Annotated in this window: 11 protein-coding genes and 1 riboswitch; all 11 genes read right to left on the reverse strand. The window is 62.2% G+C overall.

All coding sequences use genetic code 11. The annotated features are described in order from the left end of the window. Window positions 1-208: 208 nt before the first annotated feature. Window positions 209-1012 (reverse strand): hypothetical protein, encoded by an 804-nt coding sequence (locus HMPREF2760_RS05035; protein ID WP_070596753.1) that lies wholly within the window; start codon window positions 1010-1012, stop codon window positions 209-211. Between the two features lie 108 nt (window positions 1013-1120). Continuing rightward, window positions 1121-2311: an elongation factor Tu gene (gene tuf / locus HMPREF2760_RS05040; protein ID WP_070521778.1), complete on the reverse strand. Its 1191-nt coding sequence runs from the start codon at window positions 2309-2311 to the stop codon at window positions 1121-1123. A gap of 367 nt (window positions 2312-2678) precedes the next feature. Continuing rightward, window positions 2679-4808, reverse strand: coding sequence for an elongation factor G (fusA, locus tag HMPREF2760_RS05045; RefSeq protein WP_070530489.1), 2130 nt, complete (start codon window positions 4806-4808; stop codon window positions 2679-2681). A gap of 310 nt (window positions 4809-5118) precedes the next feature. Next, window positions 5119-5586 carry a 30S ribosomal protein S7 gene (rpsG, locus tag HMPREF2760_RS05050; protein ID WP_070521784.1) on the reverse strand — a complete coding sequence of 156 codons (468 nt, stop codon included), beginning with the start codon at window positions 5584-5586 and terminating at the stop codon, window positions 5119-5121. Between the two features lie 6 nt (window positions 5587-5592). After that, window positions 5593-5964: a 30S ribosomal protein S12 gene (gene rpsL, locus HMPREF2760_RS05055; RefSeq protein ID WP_005286791.1), complete on the reverse strand. Its 372-nt coding sequence runs from the start codon at window positions 5962-5964 to the stop codon at window positions 5593-5595. A gap of 246 nt (window positions 5965-6210) precedes the next feature. Next, window positions 6211-6744 (reverse strand): isopentenyl transferase family protein, encoded by a 534-nt coding sequence (locus tag HMPREF2760_RS05060; RefSeq protein WP_255362890.1) that lies wholly within the window; start codon window positions 6742-6744, stop codon window positions 6211-6213. 124 nt (window positions 6745-6868) lie between these two features. Continuing rightward, window positions 6869-7618, reverse strand: a complete 750-nt coding sequence (locus HMPREF2760_RS05065; protein ID WP_070561715.1) for an energy-coupling factor transporter transmembrane component T family protein — start codon at window positions 7616-7618, stop codon at window positions 6869-6871. A gap of 19 nt (window positions 7619-7637) precedes the next feature. Further along, entirely contained in the window at window positions 7638-9074 is a 1437-nt protein-coding gene (locus HMPREF2760_RS05070) for an ABC transporter ATP-binding protein (RefSeq protein ID WP_070596754.1), read from the reverse strand. Window positions 9075-9105: 31 nt separating this feature from the next. Next, window positions 9106-9750, reverse strand: a complete 645-nt coding sequence (locus tag HMPREF2760_RS05075; protein ID WP_070596755.1) for an ECF transporter S component — start codon at window positions 9748-9750, stop codon at window positions 9106-9108. Next, window positions 9739-9918: riboswitch (TPP riboswitch) on the reverse strand. It overlaps the preceding gene by 12 nt. A 438-nt stretch (window positions 9919-10356) precedes the next feature. Then, on the reverse strand, window positions 10357-14352 hold the full coding sequence (locus HMPREF2760_RS05080; RefSeq protein ID WP_070596756.1) for a DNA-directed RNA polymerase subunit beta': 3996 nt from the start codon (window positions 14350-14352) through the stop codon (window positions 10357-10359). 102 nt (window positions 14353-14454) lie between these two features. Next, window positions 14455-17934, reverse strand: coding sequence for a DNA-directed RNA polymerase subunit beta (locus HMPREF2760_RS05085; protein ID WP_070520944.1), 3480 nt, complete (start codon window positions 17932-17934; stop codon window positions 14455-14457). Window positions 17935-18007 lie beyond the last annotated feature (73 nt).

Genomic DNA, 18007 nt, shown 5'->3' on the forward strand with positions numbered 1-18007 from the left:
AAGGAAACAGCTAACCACCAGTGACAACACTGCCGCCCGCGGACCACATCAAGGCACGCGGGCATATCGGCGATCCTTGAGCATGATTCACGCGCTTCCCGCCGGGAGTTAAGCCCTTAAAGAACGAAACCCGCCAACCGGATGAAGGTTGACGGACACATCGGTGATCGCTAGTCGCGGGCCACGAAACGACAGCAACGCACGCGGACTACTCGGAGGAGCTCCACGGCTCAGACTCCGCGAGGATGAGTTCATTTATGGCGCCGAACGTGTGCATGGTTCCGCGTGAAAGGTGGACACGGAGAGGCTTTCCGACTTCGCCCTCCTCGATGCGGTGCCAGGAGAAGTCGGTGCGGACGAGCTCTCGATTCTTACGCTCGATGATGTGCAGGCCGTGGTCGAGGAGGATTGTTTCCGCGTCGGTACGGATGAACCACACGCGGTCCCCCACGCTTCGGCGCTTGAGGCCTGACAGGGCTCGATGGTCCTCGCGCAGGCGGGTGACGGACTCGACAACACCGAACCGGTGCTCAAAGCCCTCGGCATCGGCTATGACGAGCGGCCGGCCGGGACCGACAGGCCGCAGCGCAGAAACTCGCCAAGCCACCGGCTGCCCGAGCTGGCCATCCTTAGACACGGGGCGTACAACCGCCACGCAATCGGACGGAGAAGTGAGCTCGATGTTCGCCCGGTGTTGAGTCGGGGCTGGTGCGGTGGACGGCTGCGTCGAGGTGGATGCGGTGGGCACCTGAGGAGCCAACGTCACCCGGTGAGATGGCGTGATGACGAGCCAGAGGCCTTCGGCGACGAGGTTGGCGTCGAGAGGCACAAGCGGTGGGTGGACGGCGGCCATGGACTCCAAGCGGGCCGTGAGGTCGTCGTCAGGCACGCCCCAGCCGTACCCTTCTGCCGCCAGCATGCCGAACAGGGTTCCCAGGGGAAGATCCGGCTGACCTTCCCACGCAGCGCGCAAGGCGGCGAGGGTGCGGTCAATGCGGGTTGGGTCAAACATGATTCTTAAGCCTAGTAGGCCCGCGATCACCAAAGCCGCCCAACCCCAACAGGGATTGAGCGGCTTTCAGACCTGCTAATCAGGAAGGGCCTTAGGCCCTAGCGAGAATTAGTCGAGGATCTTGGTAACGCGGCCAGCGCCGACGGTGCGGGAGCCCTCGCGGATAGCGAAGCGCAGGCCCTCGTCCATAGCGACCGGCTGGATGAGCTCTACAGACATCTCAACGTTGTCGCCCGGCATAACCATCTCGGTGCCCTCAGGCAGCTTGATGACGCCGGTAACGTCGGTGGTGCGGAAGTAGAACTGCGGACGGTAGTTGTCCATGAACGGGGTGTGGCGGCCGCCCTCTTCCTTCTTCAGGACGTAGACGGAACCCTCGAACTTGGTGTGCGGGGTGTAAGCGCCCGGCTTGATGACAACCTGGCCACGCTCGACGTCCTCACGCTTGGTACCACGCAGAAGCAGACCACAGTTGTCGCCAGCCTCGGTGTAGTCCATCATCTTGCGGAACATCTCGATACCGGTAACGGTGGTGGAGGTAGCCTTGTCGCGGATACCGATGATCTCAACGTCCTCGTTGACGTTCAGGGAACCACGCTCAACACGGCCGGTAACAACGGTACCGCGGCCGGTAATGGTGAAGATGTCCTCGATCGGCATCAGGAACGGCTTGTCCAGCTCGCGCTCCGGATCCGGGATGGAGTCATCGCAAGCCTGCATCAGGTCAACGATGGACTGTGCCCACTTCTCGTCACCCTCGAGAGCCTTGAGAGCGGAGATGTGAACGATCGGAGCTTCCTCGTCGTAGTCCTGCTCGGCGAGCAGCTCGCGGATCTCCATCTCGACGAGCTCGATGATTTCCTCATCGTCAACCATGTCGCACTTGTTCAGTGCAACGAGGATGTACGGAACGCCAACCTGGCGAGCGAGGAGCACGTGCTCACGGGTCTGCGGCATCGGGCCATCGGTTGCAGCAACAACCAGGATGGCACCGTCCATCTGAGCAGCGCCGGTAATCATGTTCTTGATGTAGTCGGCGTGGCCCGGGGCGTCCACGTGTGCGTAGTGGCGCTTCGGGGTGGAGTACTCAACGTGGGAGATGTTGATGGTAATACCGCGCTCCTTCTCCTCAGGAGCCTTGTCGATCATGTCGAAGGCGAAAGCGGTGTTCTCCTCCGGGTAAGCGTCAGCCAGAACCTTGGTGATCGCTGCGGTGGTGGTGGTCTTGCCGTGGTCGACGTGTCCGATGGTGCCGATGTTCACATGCGGCTTCGTACGCTCGAACTTCTCCTTTGCCACTGTTTGTCCTCCTGGACTCTATGGCGGCTACGTATTTCGCAGCCACGTGGTTTGTATTGCCATTGGCACTTCGAGCCGAAGCTCATAAGCGCTAATGACGCTTTCTTACGTGCCAGTTACACGATCCTAGATTTATGCCGCAGTTTTTTCAAACTGCCCAAATAGGAGGTAACCCCGCCCATCAGGTGCGGACGTTGACCCTCGACAAGAATCAATTTAAAGGATCCTGGGAGGGTAACGGCCGGCTCAACGCGCAAAATGTTTACGCACTCAGCGGACCGCTACCTCCCCAGCGCTGGGGCTGGTGCCTACTGGCGAAGACTACCAGCCCCACAAGGCAGGGAGTCCATCGGACCCCCCTTAAACCTTAGGCCTTGGCGCCGGTGCGCTCCTCGATGATGGCCTGTGCCACGGAGGACGGAACCTCAGCGTAGGAATCGAAGACCATGGTGAAGTTTGCACGGCCTGCGGTGGAAGAACGCAGGTCGCCGATGTAGCCGAACATCTCGGACAGCGGCACCTTAGCCTTAACCACCTTGGCGCCGGAGCGGTCCTCCATAGCGAAGACCTGGCCGCGGCGGGAGGAGATGTCACCGTTGACGGTGCCCATGTACTCCTCCGGGGTGACGACCTCAACGGCCATGATCGGCTCGAGCAGAACCGGCTTTGCCTTGGCGACGGCTTCCTTGAGGACCTGAGAACCGGCCAGCTTGAAGGCCATCTCAGAGGAGTCGACGTCGTGGTAAGCGCCGTCCTCGAGGGTGGCCTTGATGTTCACCAGCGGGAAGCCAGCGACGAAGCCGTACTGCATAGCGTCCTGGATACCAGCGTCGACGGACGGGATGTACTCCTTCGGAACGCGGCCACCGGTGACGGCGTTCTCGAACTTGTAGGTTGCGGACTCGCCCTCTTCCAGCTCTTCCGGATCCGGGTTGTACGGCTCGATGGTGACGATGACCTTTGCGAACTGACCGGAACCACCAGTCTGCTTCTTGTGGGTGTAGTCCAGGGACTCGACCTTCTTGCGGATGGTCTCGCGGTAGGCAACCTGCGGGTTACCGATGTTTGCCTCAACCTTGAACTCGCGCTTCATGCGGTCCACCAGGACGTCGAGGTGGAGCTCGCCCATACCGCCGATAACGGTCTGGCCGGTCTCTTCGTCGAGCTCGACGGTGAAGGTCGGGTCCTCGGCAGCCAGCTTCTGAATAGCGGTACCCAGCTTCTCCTGGTCGGCCTTGGTCTTCGGCTCGATGGAGACCTTGATAACCGGGTCCGGGAAGTCCATGGACTCCAGGATGATCTGGTTGTCCTTGTCACACAGGGTGTCACCGGTGGTGGTTTCCTTCAGACCAATGACGGCGTAGATGTTGCCGGCATCCGCCTGCTCCACCGGGTTCTCCTTGTTGGCGTGCATCTGGAACAGCTTGCCGATGCGCTCCTTCTTGCCCTTGGTGGAGTTCATAACCTCGGTGCCCGGCAGAACCTGGCCGGAGTACACGCGGGTGAAGGTCAGCTGACCGAAGAACGGGTGAGCAGCAATCTTGAAGGCCAGTGCGGAGAACGGGGATTCCACGGACGGCTTACGGGTGATGACCTCATCCTCGTTGCCCACAGCGTGGCCGGTGATCTCACCGACGTCGAGCGGGTTCGGGAGGTATGCCACGACGGCGTCGAGAAGCGGCTGGATGCCCTTGTTGCGGTAAGCGGTACCACACAGGACCGGGTAAATCTCAGAGGCGACGGTCATCTTGCGGATGGCGGTCTGGATTTCTTCCTTGGTCAGCTCCTCGCCACCGAAGTACTTCTCCATGAGGGCCTCGTCGGACTCAGCAACGGCCTCGAGCAGCTTCTCGCGGTACTCCTCGGCCTTCTCCTGCAGGTCGGCCGGGATCTCCTCGATGGTGGGCTCAGCGCCGGTCTCGACCTTGCCGCGCCAGGTCACGGCCTGCATGTCGATGAGGTCGACGACGCCGTCGAAGTCATCCTCAGCGCCGATCGGCAGCTGCAGAACCAACGGCTTAGCGCCGAGGCGGTCGATGATGGTCTGGACGGTGAAGTAGAAGTCCGCACCCATCTTGTCCATCTTGTTGACGAAGCAGATACGCGGAACGTCGTACTTAGCGGCCTGACGCCACACCTGCTCGGACTGCGGCTCGACGCCTTCCTTACCGTCGAAGACGGCAACAGCACCATCGAGAACACGCAGGGAGCGCTCAACCTCAACGGTGAAGTCAACGTGGCCCGGGGTGTCGATGATGTTGATCTGGTTGTTCTTCCAGAAACAGGTAACGGCGGCGGACGTAATGGTGATGCCGCGCTCCTTCTCCTGCTCCATCCAGTCGGTGGTGGAAGCACCGTCGTGGGTCTCGCCGACCTTACGGTTGATGCCGGTGTAGAAGAGAATACGCTCAGTCGTAGTGGTCTTACCAGCATCGATGTGAGCCATGATGCCGATGTTGCGGACCTTGTTCAGGTCCTTAAGCACTTGTTGTGCCACAGTAAATACCCCAACTTAATTGTCGTCGACGCCCGAGCCAGCTTGTGACCGACTCACATAAAATGACGTCTTCATGGATAGGTCTTGGTCTATTTTGCCACGTCCAGGCTTTCGCGTCAGCGTGAGGTCGCAGGGCTTTAAGCCCTACGCCATAAAAAATGGCCCGAACAACGCTATTAAGGTTTAGATTCCGCACCGACTAGCGTGCGCTGCTCCGCCGAAGGGAGCGCGTGCACGCACTGTCAGCGCAGGTAAACGATGATATCGCTGTTCGAGCCATAATGCCGTGTGGCGGGTTATACCGCAGGTATTACCAGCGGTAGTGGGCGAAGGCGCGGTTGGCCTCAGCCATCTTGTGAGTATCCTCACGACGCTTAACGGAAGCGCCCAGGCCGTTGGATGCATCGAGGATCTCGTTTGCGAGGCGCTCGATCATGGTGTTCTCACGACGCTGGCGGGTGAAGGTCACCAGCCAACGCAGAGCCAGGGTGTTGGAACGGGCCGGCTTAACCTCAACCGGGACCTGGTAGGTAGCGCCACCGACACGGCGGGAGCGAACCTCGAGGTCCGGGCGGATGTTGCCCAGGGCCTTCTCCAGGGTGCCGACCGGATCGGTGCCGGTCTTCTCGCGGCAAGCCTCGAGAGCACCGTAGACGATGCGCTCAGCGGTGGACTTCTTGCCGTCCTGGAGGATCTTGTTGACGAGCATGGTGACCTGCTCGGAGTTGTAAACCGGGTCCTTAACTACAGGACGCTTCGGTGCAGCATTCTTACGCATTGTTGATTACTGTCCCTTCTTTGCGCCGTAGCGGGAACGAGCCTGCTTACGGTCCTTCACGCCCTGGGTATCCAGTGCGCCGCGGATAATCTTGTAGCGAACACCCGGGAGGTCCTTCACACGACCACCGCGGACGAGCACCATGGAGTGCTCCTGCAGGTTGTGGCCCTCGCCCGGAATGTAGGCGGAAACCTCGATACCGGAGGTCAGGCGCACACGGGCAACCTTACGCAGAGCCGAGTTCGGCTTCTTCGGGGTGGTGGTGTACACGCGGGTGCACACGCCACGGCGCTGCGGGGAGCCCTTCAGGGCGGCCGTAGCAACCTTGGCCTTCTTGTCGTGGCGGCCCTTGCGGACCAGCTGCTGAATAGTTGGCATAAATCTAGTCTTTCTCTATGACTTCGGCTTGAACTGACCGCTTGACTCGCCCAAACATGCAAAAATAGGGGCTCTTCTCCGGGGCCCTACCGCATGTCCAGAACGCTCCTCAACCAGATACCGGCTGAGATGTCGATCAGACTTTTCATCCATAAAGATGAAACCTTGAACAGACTACCACCAGCGCGCTGATCTGCCCAAATCCGGCCTGTGGCTCCCCCCAGTTGCCTCAGTAACCGGCGCGTACTAGCGCCACTCCCAGGTCAGGTCCGCGTCTACTGCGCGCTCGGCAAAGTGCTCTTTTTCCTGCCGCTCCCACGTTTCGAACCACTCTTCATAACCGGGGTCACGCTCGAGGGCGCGCTCGCGGCGCTTCTCGCGTGGGCCGTCGATGTGCACGGTTACCACGCAGCCGCGCTGCTTGGCGACGTCCACGGTGGCCCCAGTGACTGAACCCACGCCCTCGACGATCAAGTCATCGCGCTCATCCACGCTGGCCCAATCTTTTGGCGCGTTGGCCTCCCAATCCCAGCGCCAGTACCCCGGGTTATTCTCCCGCAGCACTTGCTCCGCCACCATGGCGGAGCCTTCTTCCAACCCGTGCCAGCCGGGGTAGAACTCGTCCAGGTGGACTACCCGCCACCCGGTACGCTCCGCCAGGGCCGCAGCGGTCCAGGTCTTGCCGGCGCCGGAGGGGCCGTCGATAAGCACGGTGACCGGGCGCATCGGGCGCTTGCGCGCTGCGGCGAGCGACAGCACATCGTTTAAGAGTCTGTCCATCTCCGCGGCGTGAGTTTGGGCAGTGTCCTTACCGCCTTCCCGATGGTCCGTGCGGTCCGTGTCCTGCATGTGTTCTTTCACCACTTCTGGGTACGTCTAGCGTGCAGCGTTGCGAGAGTTCGTCCTAGAGTCCGAAGAATCTCCAGGACCCACTGAGAACCGAAACTACCACCGGTAGCGCCGCGAGGCCGGCTCCCACCACCATGGCTAGCCAGTCCCGCGCGACTAGGCGGGAGGGCCGCGCCCACGTGCGCTGGCCACCGCCCGGCGGGGTGCGGCCAAACCCGCGCGCCTCCATCGCCGTGGCCAACTTGCCTCCGCGGCGCAGGGCTAACACCAACAACCCGAAGGACATGGTGATGAGGTGCTTGATGCGGCCTTCGTCGCTCAGCCCACGCGCGCGCCGCGCCATGGCGAGGTACTGCCAGTCGGATTTGAACAGCGTCATCATGCGCACCCCGGCCACCGCCCCGATGACAAACCGGGAGGGCAGCTTGAGGATCTGGGAGAGGGCGTCGCCAAGCTCCGTCGGGTCAATATCCCGCGCCAACACCACCATGGGCAGCGCCACCGCCAGAACGCGCAGGGTGATGGCGAGGGCCAGCTCCAGCGAGTTATCCGTGACCGTCATCAGCCACCAGCTGAAGTACTCCCGCCCGCCGGGCTCGCCATAGAGCAGCATCGAGATTCCCGACAGCGGCGCAATAAGAAACAGGAACCACCCTGCCTTAAACAACCGCGTCCACGACACCCCACACAGCGGCGCGAAGAGCAACGTCATTCCCAAGGACACGGCCGCGGAGACCCAATCCACGGAGAGCAACAAGGGCGTAACCCACACGAACATCAGGAAGATGCGCGTTAGCGGATTCATCCCGCGCAAAAGATCTGTACTAGCCACGGCTCACCTCCACTCGGTGGTCCCCCAACGCGGAAATGAACAGCGGGTCGTGGGTCACCGACGCAATCGTCGTCCCCTCATCCGCCATGCGCCGCAGCAACCCCACCAACTCAGTGAAGGTGTGGGGGTCTTGACCGAAGGTGGGCTCATCAAGGAGCAGCACCTCCGGCGCCGTGACCAACGCCGTGGCCACGGACAGCCTGCGCTTCTCCCCTCCGGACAGCGTAAACGGGTTGGCGTTGAGCACATGCCCCAGGCGCAGCGACTCCACGAGCTGATCAATCCGCTTCTCTGGCACCTCGCGGCGCATGACCCGCGGTGCCACGCGCAGCTCCTCCGCCACCGTGCGGGCAACGAACTGGTGCTCGGGGTTCTGGAAGACAAACCCAATGCGGTCCGCCAACTCCCGTGACTTCCACGTCAACGGCGAGCCCTTAAGCCCCCGCCGCACGTACTCTGTCACACCAATCTCTCCGGACACTGCCGGAAGCAGCCCCGCCACCGTCATCAGCCACGTGGTCTTGCCCGCACCATTCGGCCCGGTAATCACCGTGGATTTCCCCCGCGGCAACGCGTAGCTGCGCGGCGGCCCGAAGCGGGTGACCAAGTCGGTGCTCCACAGCGCCGCCGATTCCGGCACTCCCCCAGCGCTGCTTGGCGACGTCTCCCCGTCCCCCCGCGCCTGCGGCAGGCCGATCACCGAACGCTGAGCGACAACGCTATCCACCGGACCGTCAGCGACGATGCGCCCGTCCTTGAGCTCAATCGCGCGGTCGAGTACCCCTTCCCACGCCGCGTGTTGATGCTCGACCACGATGAGAGTCGCGCCGGTGCGCTCCACCATGGTGGACACCGCCTCGATGACTTCCAGCGCGCCTTCTGGGTCGAGGTTCGCAGTGGGTTCATCGAGCAGCACCATGCCCGCCCCCATCGCAATAACACCAGCTAAAGCTAGGCGCTGCTTCTGCCCTCCGGAGAGACGCTCCGTGGGGAACGACAAGTCAACATCAGGACCCACCATCGATAGCGCCGCAGACACCCGCTGCCAAATCTCCGAGCGCGGAAAAGCCAGGTTCTCACAGCCAAAGGCCACATCATCCCCCACACGCGCGGCAATCACCTGCGAGTCCGGGTCCTGCAGGACCAGCCCCACCGGAATCGTGCGCCCGGGTGGCTCGACGTGGCCGGAGGCATCCTCCAGAAGGATCTCGCCTACGCGTGTGCCTTCATCATCCCCGCCCAGCACACCCGCAATGGCCGCCAGCAACGTGGACTTCCCGGACCCGGAATCACCGCACAGCAGCACCTTCTCCCCCGGTGATACAACCAAGTCAATATCCGCCAGCGCCGGCGCACGCCTCCCCGCGTGCGTCCAGCCATAGCCACGGGCCACAAGCTTCGTGGCCCCAGTACTACCCAGATCAGCCATCAACTAAACCAACACTTAAACCAACACTCGTCTAAGCCCTGTGCTGCTCGCGCCCAACCGCGAAGCGGTCCAGCGCACCGGTCTTTGCAAGTGCCTGAACCACGAAATAGCCCACGGCTCCCGCCAACACAGCCCCGGAGATGCTCAGCGTCACTAGGTAAATGATGTTGAACTGCAGGGTCTTGCCCAGGTTTCCGGAGGTAAACAGCTCCAGCACAAACGCACCCCAGCCCGCAGCCATACCGCCGAGCATCGCAATGCTCAGGCCAAAGCGGCGGTACAGGAAGATAGCCAAGACAATCTCCACACCAATGCCCTGCGCAATACCGGAGTACACGGTGCTCGGCCCCCACTGGGAGCCCAACACCGCGGACACGATGGCCGCCAGCAACTCCACGTAGAGTGCCGCACCCGGCTTGCGGATAACCAACCCACCGATGACGCCACCAATCAACCAGATGCCGGTAGCAATTCCACCCAGGCCCGGCGTGAGCGCATCCATTGCCTCAAACCAGGCGTATCCCACCGTGTTCCATGCCAGGAATACGAATCCGCACGCCACGCCCAGCACCGAAGCCACCACGATGTCAACAATGCGCCAGTTCAAATTGCGCGGGGCAGCACCATTCGCAGTTGCGCCACCATTTACAGACGCGCCATGAGATACAGAGTTCATTATTCCTCCCTTTCGCCGGCATTATCCGGATCAGGTTCGACGGTTCGCCGCTGCACTGCGGCGTCTCAGCCTCCTCAGCCAACCCATGCAATGCCCGGAGAACACAAGTGAAGTGAAATCGGACTAGGCACAATCGCGGTCAACGAGGAAGCACCCGTGACGATGTGTAGTTAAAGCCACCAGCTGCCAAAAGCGCTGGCTAGATGCTCTTAAAAAGCATTGTTAGCTTAGCAAGCCTCACCCACAAGAGCACATCTGCCTCTACCTGATGAGCAAAGCCGCATTAGGACTCTCTCTGCAGAAAACGAAAGCACCCCGCCGCGTCCTCTGACCTACGCGACGGGGTGCCTGCACACCGGCAAAACTCCGGTGCCATGAGCCTCCACTCTTACAGCTTAAGGAAAGGAAAAGCTTCGGCAGAGACCCAAGACTATGTGAAATAGCGTTGTGTATTTCGGAATTATCAAACAAACACAATCAAACAATGAACCGCACCGCGCGTACCCTGAGCACTTCCGCACCTACAGAGAAGCGGAAGACCCGCGCTTCACACGGCCATGCAATGGTGAGGAGGCGCGGGTCTTCGGTTCCCTTGGCGTCGAAGGACTAGAAGGTGTAGTCCTCCTCCAGCGGGACGGAGGCGCCGGTGAACTCACCGAAGCCATCGTCGCCGTAGATGGAATCACCGTAGGTCGGGATGGAGTACGCAGCGTTACGTGCGGCCTCAGTCGGCTTCACGCTGATGTTGCGGTAGCGGGAAATACCCGTACCGGCCGGGATCAGCTTACCGATGATGACGTTCTCCTTCAGACCAATGAGCTGATCCGAGCGCTTGTTGATGGCGGCGTCGGTAAGCACACGCGTGGTCTCCTGGAAGGAGGCCGCGGACAGCCAAGACTCGGTAGCCAGGGAGGCCTTGGTGATACCCATGATCTCACTGCGCAGCTGTGCCGGCTGGCCGCCCTCAGCAACCTGAGCGGCGTTAACCTGCTTGGCCTCAGAGAGGTCAATGAGGTTGCCCGGCAGCAGGTCGGTGGTACCAGCGTCGATGACGGTACCGCGACGCAGCATCTGGCGGATGATGATCTCGATGTGCTTGTCGTGGATGGCCACACCCTGTGCACGGTAGACGGCCTGGACCTCGTCGATGAGGTGCTTCTCCACACCGCGGCGACCGAGGACCTCCAGCACGTCGTGCGGATCAGCCGCACCGCGCATGAGGCGGTCACCGGTGGTGACATGGTCGCCGTCGCGAAGCGAGCGCTCAATCATTGCGTCCGGGTTGGACTCCATCGGGCGGCGGACCTGAGCCAGGCCCTGGCGCTTCGACAGCTTCTCGTAGACCACGTTGTCGGAACCGTCATCCGGGGTGATGGTCAGGGTCCAGAAGTTGCCCTCATCGGACAGGGACACGGTGCCGTCAACGGAAGCGATAGGAGCGCGGTTCTTCGGGTTACGGGCCTCGAAGAGCTCCTGAACACGCGGCAGACCGCCGGTAATATCGCCACCGACACCACCCTGGTGGAAGGTACGCATGGTCAGCTGGGTACCCGGCTCACCAATGGACTGTGCGGCCACGATGCCGACTGCCTCGCCGATATCGACGAGCTTGCCAGAGGCCATGGACTTGCCGTAGCACTTCGCGCAAACACCGGCCGGGGTCTGGCAGGTCAGCACGGAGCGGACCTTGATCTCCAGAACGCCAGCGTTGACGATCTTGCGGCTGAGCTCCTCGGTCAAGTCGGCGCCTGCCTCAGCGATGACCTCGCCGTTGGCGTCCTTGACGTCGTTAGCCACGACGCGGCCGGATGCAGAGGTCTCCCACAGCTCGTGCAGGTCGTAGGAACCTTCGGCGATCTCGACGCCGAGCGGTACGCGCACGCCCTGACGGGTGCCACAGTCCTCCTCGCGGACGATGACGTCCTGCGCCACGTCCACGAGACGACGGGTGAGGTAGCCGGAGTCAGCGGTACGCAGAGCGGTATCCGCCAGGCCCTTACGGGAACCGTGCGAGTTGTTGAAGTACTCCAGAACCGACAGGCCTTCACGGAAGGAGGTCTTAATCGGACGGGTGATGTAGTCACCCTTGGAGTTCACAACCATGCCCTTCATGCCGGCCAGGGTCCAGATCTGACGCATGTTACCGGCAGCACCGGACTTCACGATCATCGGAATCGGGTTGTCGTCGGGGTACAGCTCCTCGACGGCGTTACCCACGGTGTCCGTGGCGTCCTTCCACAGCTCAACCAGGCGGTCGTAGCGCTCGCGCTCGGTCAGAGCACCCTGCTCCCAGTACTTGCGCTCGATGCGCTCGGCTTCCTTCTCGTAGGACTCGAGCACCTCGTGCTTGTTCGGGAGCACCAGCACGTCGTGCATGGTGATGGTCACGCCGGAACGGGTGGCCCAGTAGAAGCCAGCGTCCTTCATCTTGTCCAGGACCTGGGCAACGGTGATCATCGGGTACTTCGCGGCGAGGTCATTAATGACGTCACCGAGCAGCATCTTGTTGCCGGCGCCGCCCTTACGGACCATGACGCCCTCGAGGTACGGGTAGTTCCACGGCAGCAGGTCGTTGAACATGATGCGGCCCAGGGTGGTCTCAGCGAGCCAGGCCTGGCCCTTCTGCCAACCATCCGGGAAGTGCTCTGCCTCGATGTCTGCCGGCGGGCGCAGGTGGGAGATGCGGACCTTGATCGGGGCCTGCAGGCCCAGAACGCCGCGGTCGCGAGCCATGATGGCCTCCGCGTAGGAGGAGTACACGCCCTGCTCCGGACGGTCCTCCGTGGCGGGGCGATAACGGCCCTCGCCACCGATCTCGTCCTCACCCTTGTCCATGGTGAGGTAGTACAGGCCGGTAACCATATCCAGACGCGGCATAGCCAGCGGCTTACCGGAGGCCGGGGACAAGATGTTGTTGGAAGCCAGCATCAGAACGCGGGCCTCGGCCTGTGCCTCAGCGGACAGCGGCAGGTGGACTGCCATCTGGTCACCGTCGAAGTCGGCGTTGAAAGCCTCACAAGCCAGCGGGTGCAGCTGGATGGCCTTACCTTCGACGAGCTTCGGCTCGAAGGCCTGGATACCCAGGCGGTGCAGGGTCGGTGCACGGTTCAGCATCACCGGGTGCTCGGAAATGGCCTCTTCGAGGACGTCCCACACCTCGGGGCGCTGGCGCTCCACCATGCGCTTGGCGGACTTGATGTTCTGCGCGTAGTCGTTTTCTACCAGGCGCTTCATGACGAAGGGCTTGAACAGCTCCAGAGCCATGAGCTTCGGCAGACCGCACTCGTGCAGCTTGAGCTGCGGGCCGACGATAATCACGGAACGGCCGGAGTAGTCCACGCGCTTACCCAGCAGGTTCTGGCGGAAGCGGCCCTGCTTACCCTTGAGCAGGTCAGACAGGGACTTCAGCGGGCGGTTGCCCGGACCGGTGACCGGACGGCCGCGACGGCCGTTGTCGAAGAGGGCGTCGACGGACTCCTGCAGCATGCGCTTCTCGTTGTTCACGATGATCTCGGGGGCACCGAGGTCAATCATGCGCTTGAGGCGGTTGTTGCGGTTGATCACGCGACGGTAGAGGTCGTTGAGGTCGGAGGTGGCGAAGCGGCCACCGTCCAGCTGCACCATCGGGCGCAGCTCCGGCGGGATCACCGGGATGGCGTCGAGCACCATGCCGGCCGGGTCGTTGCCCGAGCGCAGGAAGGCCGCGACGACCTTCAGGCGCTTCAGGGCACGCATCTTCTTCTGGCCCTTGCCGTTGTTGATGATCTCCTTGAGAACCTCAGCCTCGGCCTCGAGGTCGAAGTTGCGGATGAGGGTCTGGATGGCCTCAGCACCCATGCCGCCGGTGAAGTAATCCTCGTAGCGGTCAACGAGCTCTTCGTAGATGGTCTCATCGATGATCATCTGCTTCGGAGCAAGCTTGATGAAGGTGTTCCAGATTTCGTCGAGGCGAGCAACCTCGCGCTCACCGCGCTCGCGGATGTGCTGCATTTCCTTGTCGGCAGCGTTCTGGACCTTGCGGCGGGCGTCGGCCTTAGCGCCGGCGGCCTCCAGCTCGGCCAGATCCTGCTCGAGCTTGGCAGCGCGCTCGGCGATCTCTGCCTCGACGTCGTCCTCCACGTCCTTCTTCTCCAGAAGCATCTCTGCTTCCAGAGTGGACTGGTCATTGTGGCGAGCTTCCTCGTCCACGGAGGTGATGATGTTGGCAGCGAAGTAGATGATGCGCTCGAGGTCCTTCGGAGCCAGGTCCAGCAGGTAGCCCAGGCGGGAAGGAACGCCCTTGAAGTACCAGATGTGGGTAACCGGCGCGGCCAACTCGATGTGGCCCATGCGCTCACGGCGCACCTTGGACTTGGTCACCTCGACGCCACAGCGCTCACAGATGATGCCCTTGTAGCGCACGCGCTTGTACTTACCGCAGGAGCACTCCCAGTCGCGGGTCGGGCCGAAGATGCGCTCACAGAAGAGGCCGTCCTTCTCCGGCTTGAGGGTGCGGTAGTTAATGGTCTCGGGTTTCTTGACCTCGCCCTTGGACCAGCGACGGATGTCCTCGGCCGTGGCCAGCCCGATGCGGAGCTCGTCGAAGAGATTTACGTCAAACACGTAATGTCTCCCTTTCATCCCCCGTCAGGGGGAAGTTGATGGCTTTGTATGTAGGTGGTGTTTCGTTATGCCCGCCGCCTTGATAAGCGGCGGACCAAGAAGCTAGGCGATGTCTGCGTCGGAGCGCTCGTCGCGGGACAGGTTAATGCCCAAGGACGGAGCGCCGTCCATGTCATCATCGTCGGAGCCAGACAGTTCCATCGGGGTGCCGTCGGTGGAGAGAACCTCCACGTTCAGGCAGAGGGACTGCAGCTCCTTGAGGAGGACCTTGAAGGACTCCGGAATACCCGGATCCGGGATGTTGTCACCCTTGACAATGGCCTCGTAGACCTTGACGCGGCCGACCACGTCATCGGACTTGATGGTCAGGAGCTCCTGCAGGGTGTAGGCAGCGCCGTATGCCTGCATTGCCCACACCTCCATCTCACCGAAGCGCTGGCCACCGAACTGCGCCTTACCACCCAGCGGCTGCTGGGTAATCATGGAGTACGGGCCGGTGGAGCGGGCGTGGATCTTCTCGTCGACGAGGTGGTGCAGCTTGAGCATGTACATGTAGCCGACGGAAACCGGGTACATGTACGGCTCACCGGAGCGGCCGTCGAAGAGGCGGGCCTTACCGTGCTCATCCACCATGACGTCACCATCGCGGTTCGGCTTGGAGGAAGCCAACAGGCGAGAGATCTCCTCGTTGGTGGCACCGTCGAAGACCGGGGTTGCGGTCAGGGACTCCGGCGGGACGTCGTAAAGCTCTTCCGGCAGGGTCTTGAGCAGCTCGGCGTTGGCCGGATCCTCGGTGTCGATCTTCCAACCGGCGTGTGCCAGCCAGCCGAGGTGAACCTCGAGCACCTGGCCGATGTTCATACGACGGGGCACACCGTGGGTGTTCAGGATGATGTCCACCGGGGTGCCATCCTCCATGAACGGCATATCCTCCGGCGGGAGGATCTTGCCCACAACGCCCTTGTTGCCGTGGCGGCCGGCGAGCTTATCGCCGTCCTGGATCTTGCGCTTCTGAGCCACGTAGACGCGGATCATTTCGTTGACGCCCGGGGCCAGGTCGTCGTCATCCTCGCGGGAGAAGCGGGAGACGCCGATGACCTTACCGGTCTCACCGTGCGGAACCTTCATGGAGGTATCGCGGACCTCGCGGGCCTTCTCACCAAAGATGGCGCGCAGGAGGCGCTCCTCCGGGGTCAGCTCGGTCTCACCCTTCGGGGTGACCTTGCCAACGAGGATGTCGCCCGCGCGGACGTCGGCGCCGATGCGGACGATGCCGCGCTCGTCGAGGTCACGCAGAACGTCATCGGAGACGTTCGGGATCTCGCGGGTGATCTCCTCCGGGCCCAGCTTGGTATCGCGAGCATCGATCTCGTGCTCCTCGATGTGGATCGAGGTGAGGATGTCCTCCTCCACGATGCGCTGGTTGAGAATGATGGCGTCCTCGTAGTTGTGGCCTTCCCACGGCATGAAGGCAACCAGCAGGTTGCGGCCGAGGGACATCTCACCGTTGTGGGTACCGGGGCCGTCGGCAAGCACCTGGCCTGCCTCGACGCGCTCACCCAGGGAGACCAACGGGGTCTGGTTGTAGTTGGTGTTCTGGTTGGTGCGCTCGAACTTGCGCAGCATGTAAGTATCGCGCTGGCCCTCGTCATCCATGATGGTGATGAGGTCCGCGGTGACGTTCTCCACCACGCCCGCCTTCGGGGTGATGATGAGGTCACCAGCATCGTAGGCAGCGCGCTGCTCCATACCGGTGCCCACGTACGGGGCCTCGGAGCGAACCAGCGGCACGGCCTGGCGCTGCATGTTCGCGCCCATGAGGGCACGGTTAGCGTCGTCGTGCTCGAGGAACGGAATCATGGCGGTAGCCACGGAGACCATCTGGCGCGGGGAAACGTCAACGTAGTCAACGCCGGCGGCGTCGGTCACGCCGATATCGCCGTCCTTGAGGCGGACCTCAATGCGGTCGCCGGTCAGGGTGCCGTCGGCAGCCTTCTCAACCTCGGCCTGCGCGATGGCGTAGCGGTCCTCTTCATCGGCGGTGAGGTACTCCACCTGGTCGGTGACCTTGCCGTCCACAACCTTGCGGTACGGGGTCTCGATGAAGCCGAAAGCGTTGACGCGGGCATAGGAAGCCAGGGAACCGATCAGACCAATGTTCGGACCCTCAGGGGTCTCAATCGGGCACATGCGGCCGTAGTGCGAAGCGTGAACGTCTCGCACCTCGATGCCGGCGCGCTCACGGGACAGACCGCCCGGGCCCAGCGCGGACAGGCGGCGCTTGTGGGTCAGGCCGGACAGGGAGTTGTTCTGGTCCATGAACTGCGAGAGCTGGGAGGTACCGAAGAACTCGCGGATGGCGGCGGAGACCGGGCGGACGTTAATCAGGGAGGTCGGGGTAATCGACTCCGCGTCCTGGGTGGTCATGCGCTCGCGGACGACGCGCTCCATGCGGGACAGGCCCACACGGACCTGGTTCTGGATGAGCTCGCCCACGGTGCGCAGACGACGGTTACCAAAGTGGTCGATGTCGTCGGTGTGGATGGCGATCATCTCGCCGTTCGGAGCCTTCATCTCGCGCTCACCGGCGTGCAGGCGCACGAGGTACTCGAGGGTGACGGCGATGTCTTCCTCGGTCAGGGTCATCAGACCGTCGTGGTCACCGCCCAGGCCGAGCTTGCGGTTGACCTTGTAGCGGCCGACCTTGGCCAGGTCGTAGCGCTTGGCGCGGAAGAAGGAGTTATCCAGCAGGGCCTGTGCGAGGTCGCGCGTGGGCTGCTCGCCCGGGCGCTGCTTGCGGTAGATCTCCAGCAGAGCCTCGTCGGTGTTGGCCACGCCATCGGACTCGAGGGTGGACATCATGAGCTCGGAGAAGCCGAAGCGCTCCTTGATCTGCTCCTCGGACCAACCCAAGGCCTTGAGCAGCACGGTGACCGGCTGGCGACGCTTGCGGTCGATGCGCACGCCAACGGTGTCGCGCTTGTCGACGTCAAACTCGAGCCACGCACCGCGGGAAGGAATGACCTTCACGGAGTGCAGCGGGCGCTCGGTGGACTTGTCGATGGTCTGGTCGAAGTAGACACCCGGGGAACGCACGAGCTGTGAGACGATAACGCGCTCGGTGCCGTTGACAATGAAGGTGCCCTTCTCAGTCATCATCGGGAAATCGCCGATGAAGACGGTCTGGGACTTAATCTCCTGGGTGTCGTTGTTGATGAATTCTGCGGTGACGTACAGTGGCGCCGAGTAGTTGATGTCCTTCTCTTTACACTCGTCCACGGTGTTCTTCACCGGCTCGAAGCGAGGCTCCGACAGGGACAGGGACATGTTGCCCGAGTAATCCTGGATCGGAGAAAGCTCCTCGAGGATATCCTCAAGGCCGCTCGTCACGCGTGCGTCTTCGCCGCGCTCTGCCTGCTCGCGCTCGCGCCACTCGGGGGTGCCGATGAGCCACGCGTAAGAATCGAGTTGTAGATCAAGGAGGCCCGGGACAGCGATGGGCTCGCTGATTTTAGCGAAGGAGTATCGCTTCGGGGCTCCAGGGATGTTGGCCACTGACTTGGTCTGGCGGGAGACTGCCAAGATGGGTCCTTCCAGTACCTCTGGCGGATTGCCTCCCCACCCTGGCCGGTGAGGTGCAAAACCGCTGGTAGAT

Origin of the sequence: Corynebacterium sp. HMSC065D07, from assembly GCF_001810695.1 — a bacterium.
In the GTDB taxonomy this organism is placed as follows: Bacteria; Actinomycetota; Actinomycetes; order Mycobacteriales; family Mycobacteriaceae; genus Corynebacterium; species Corynebacterium hesseae.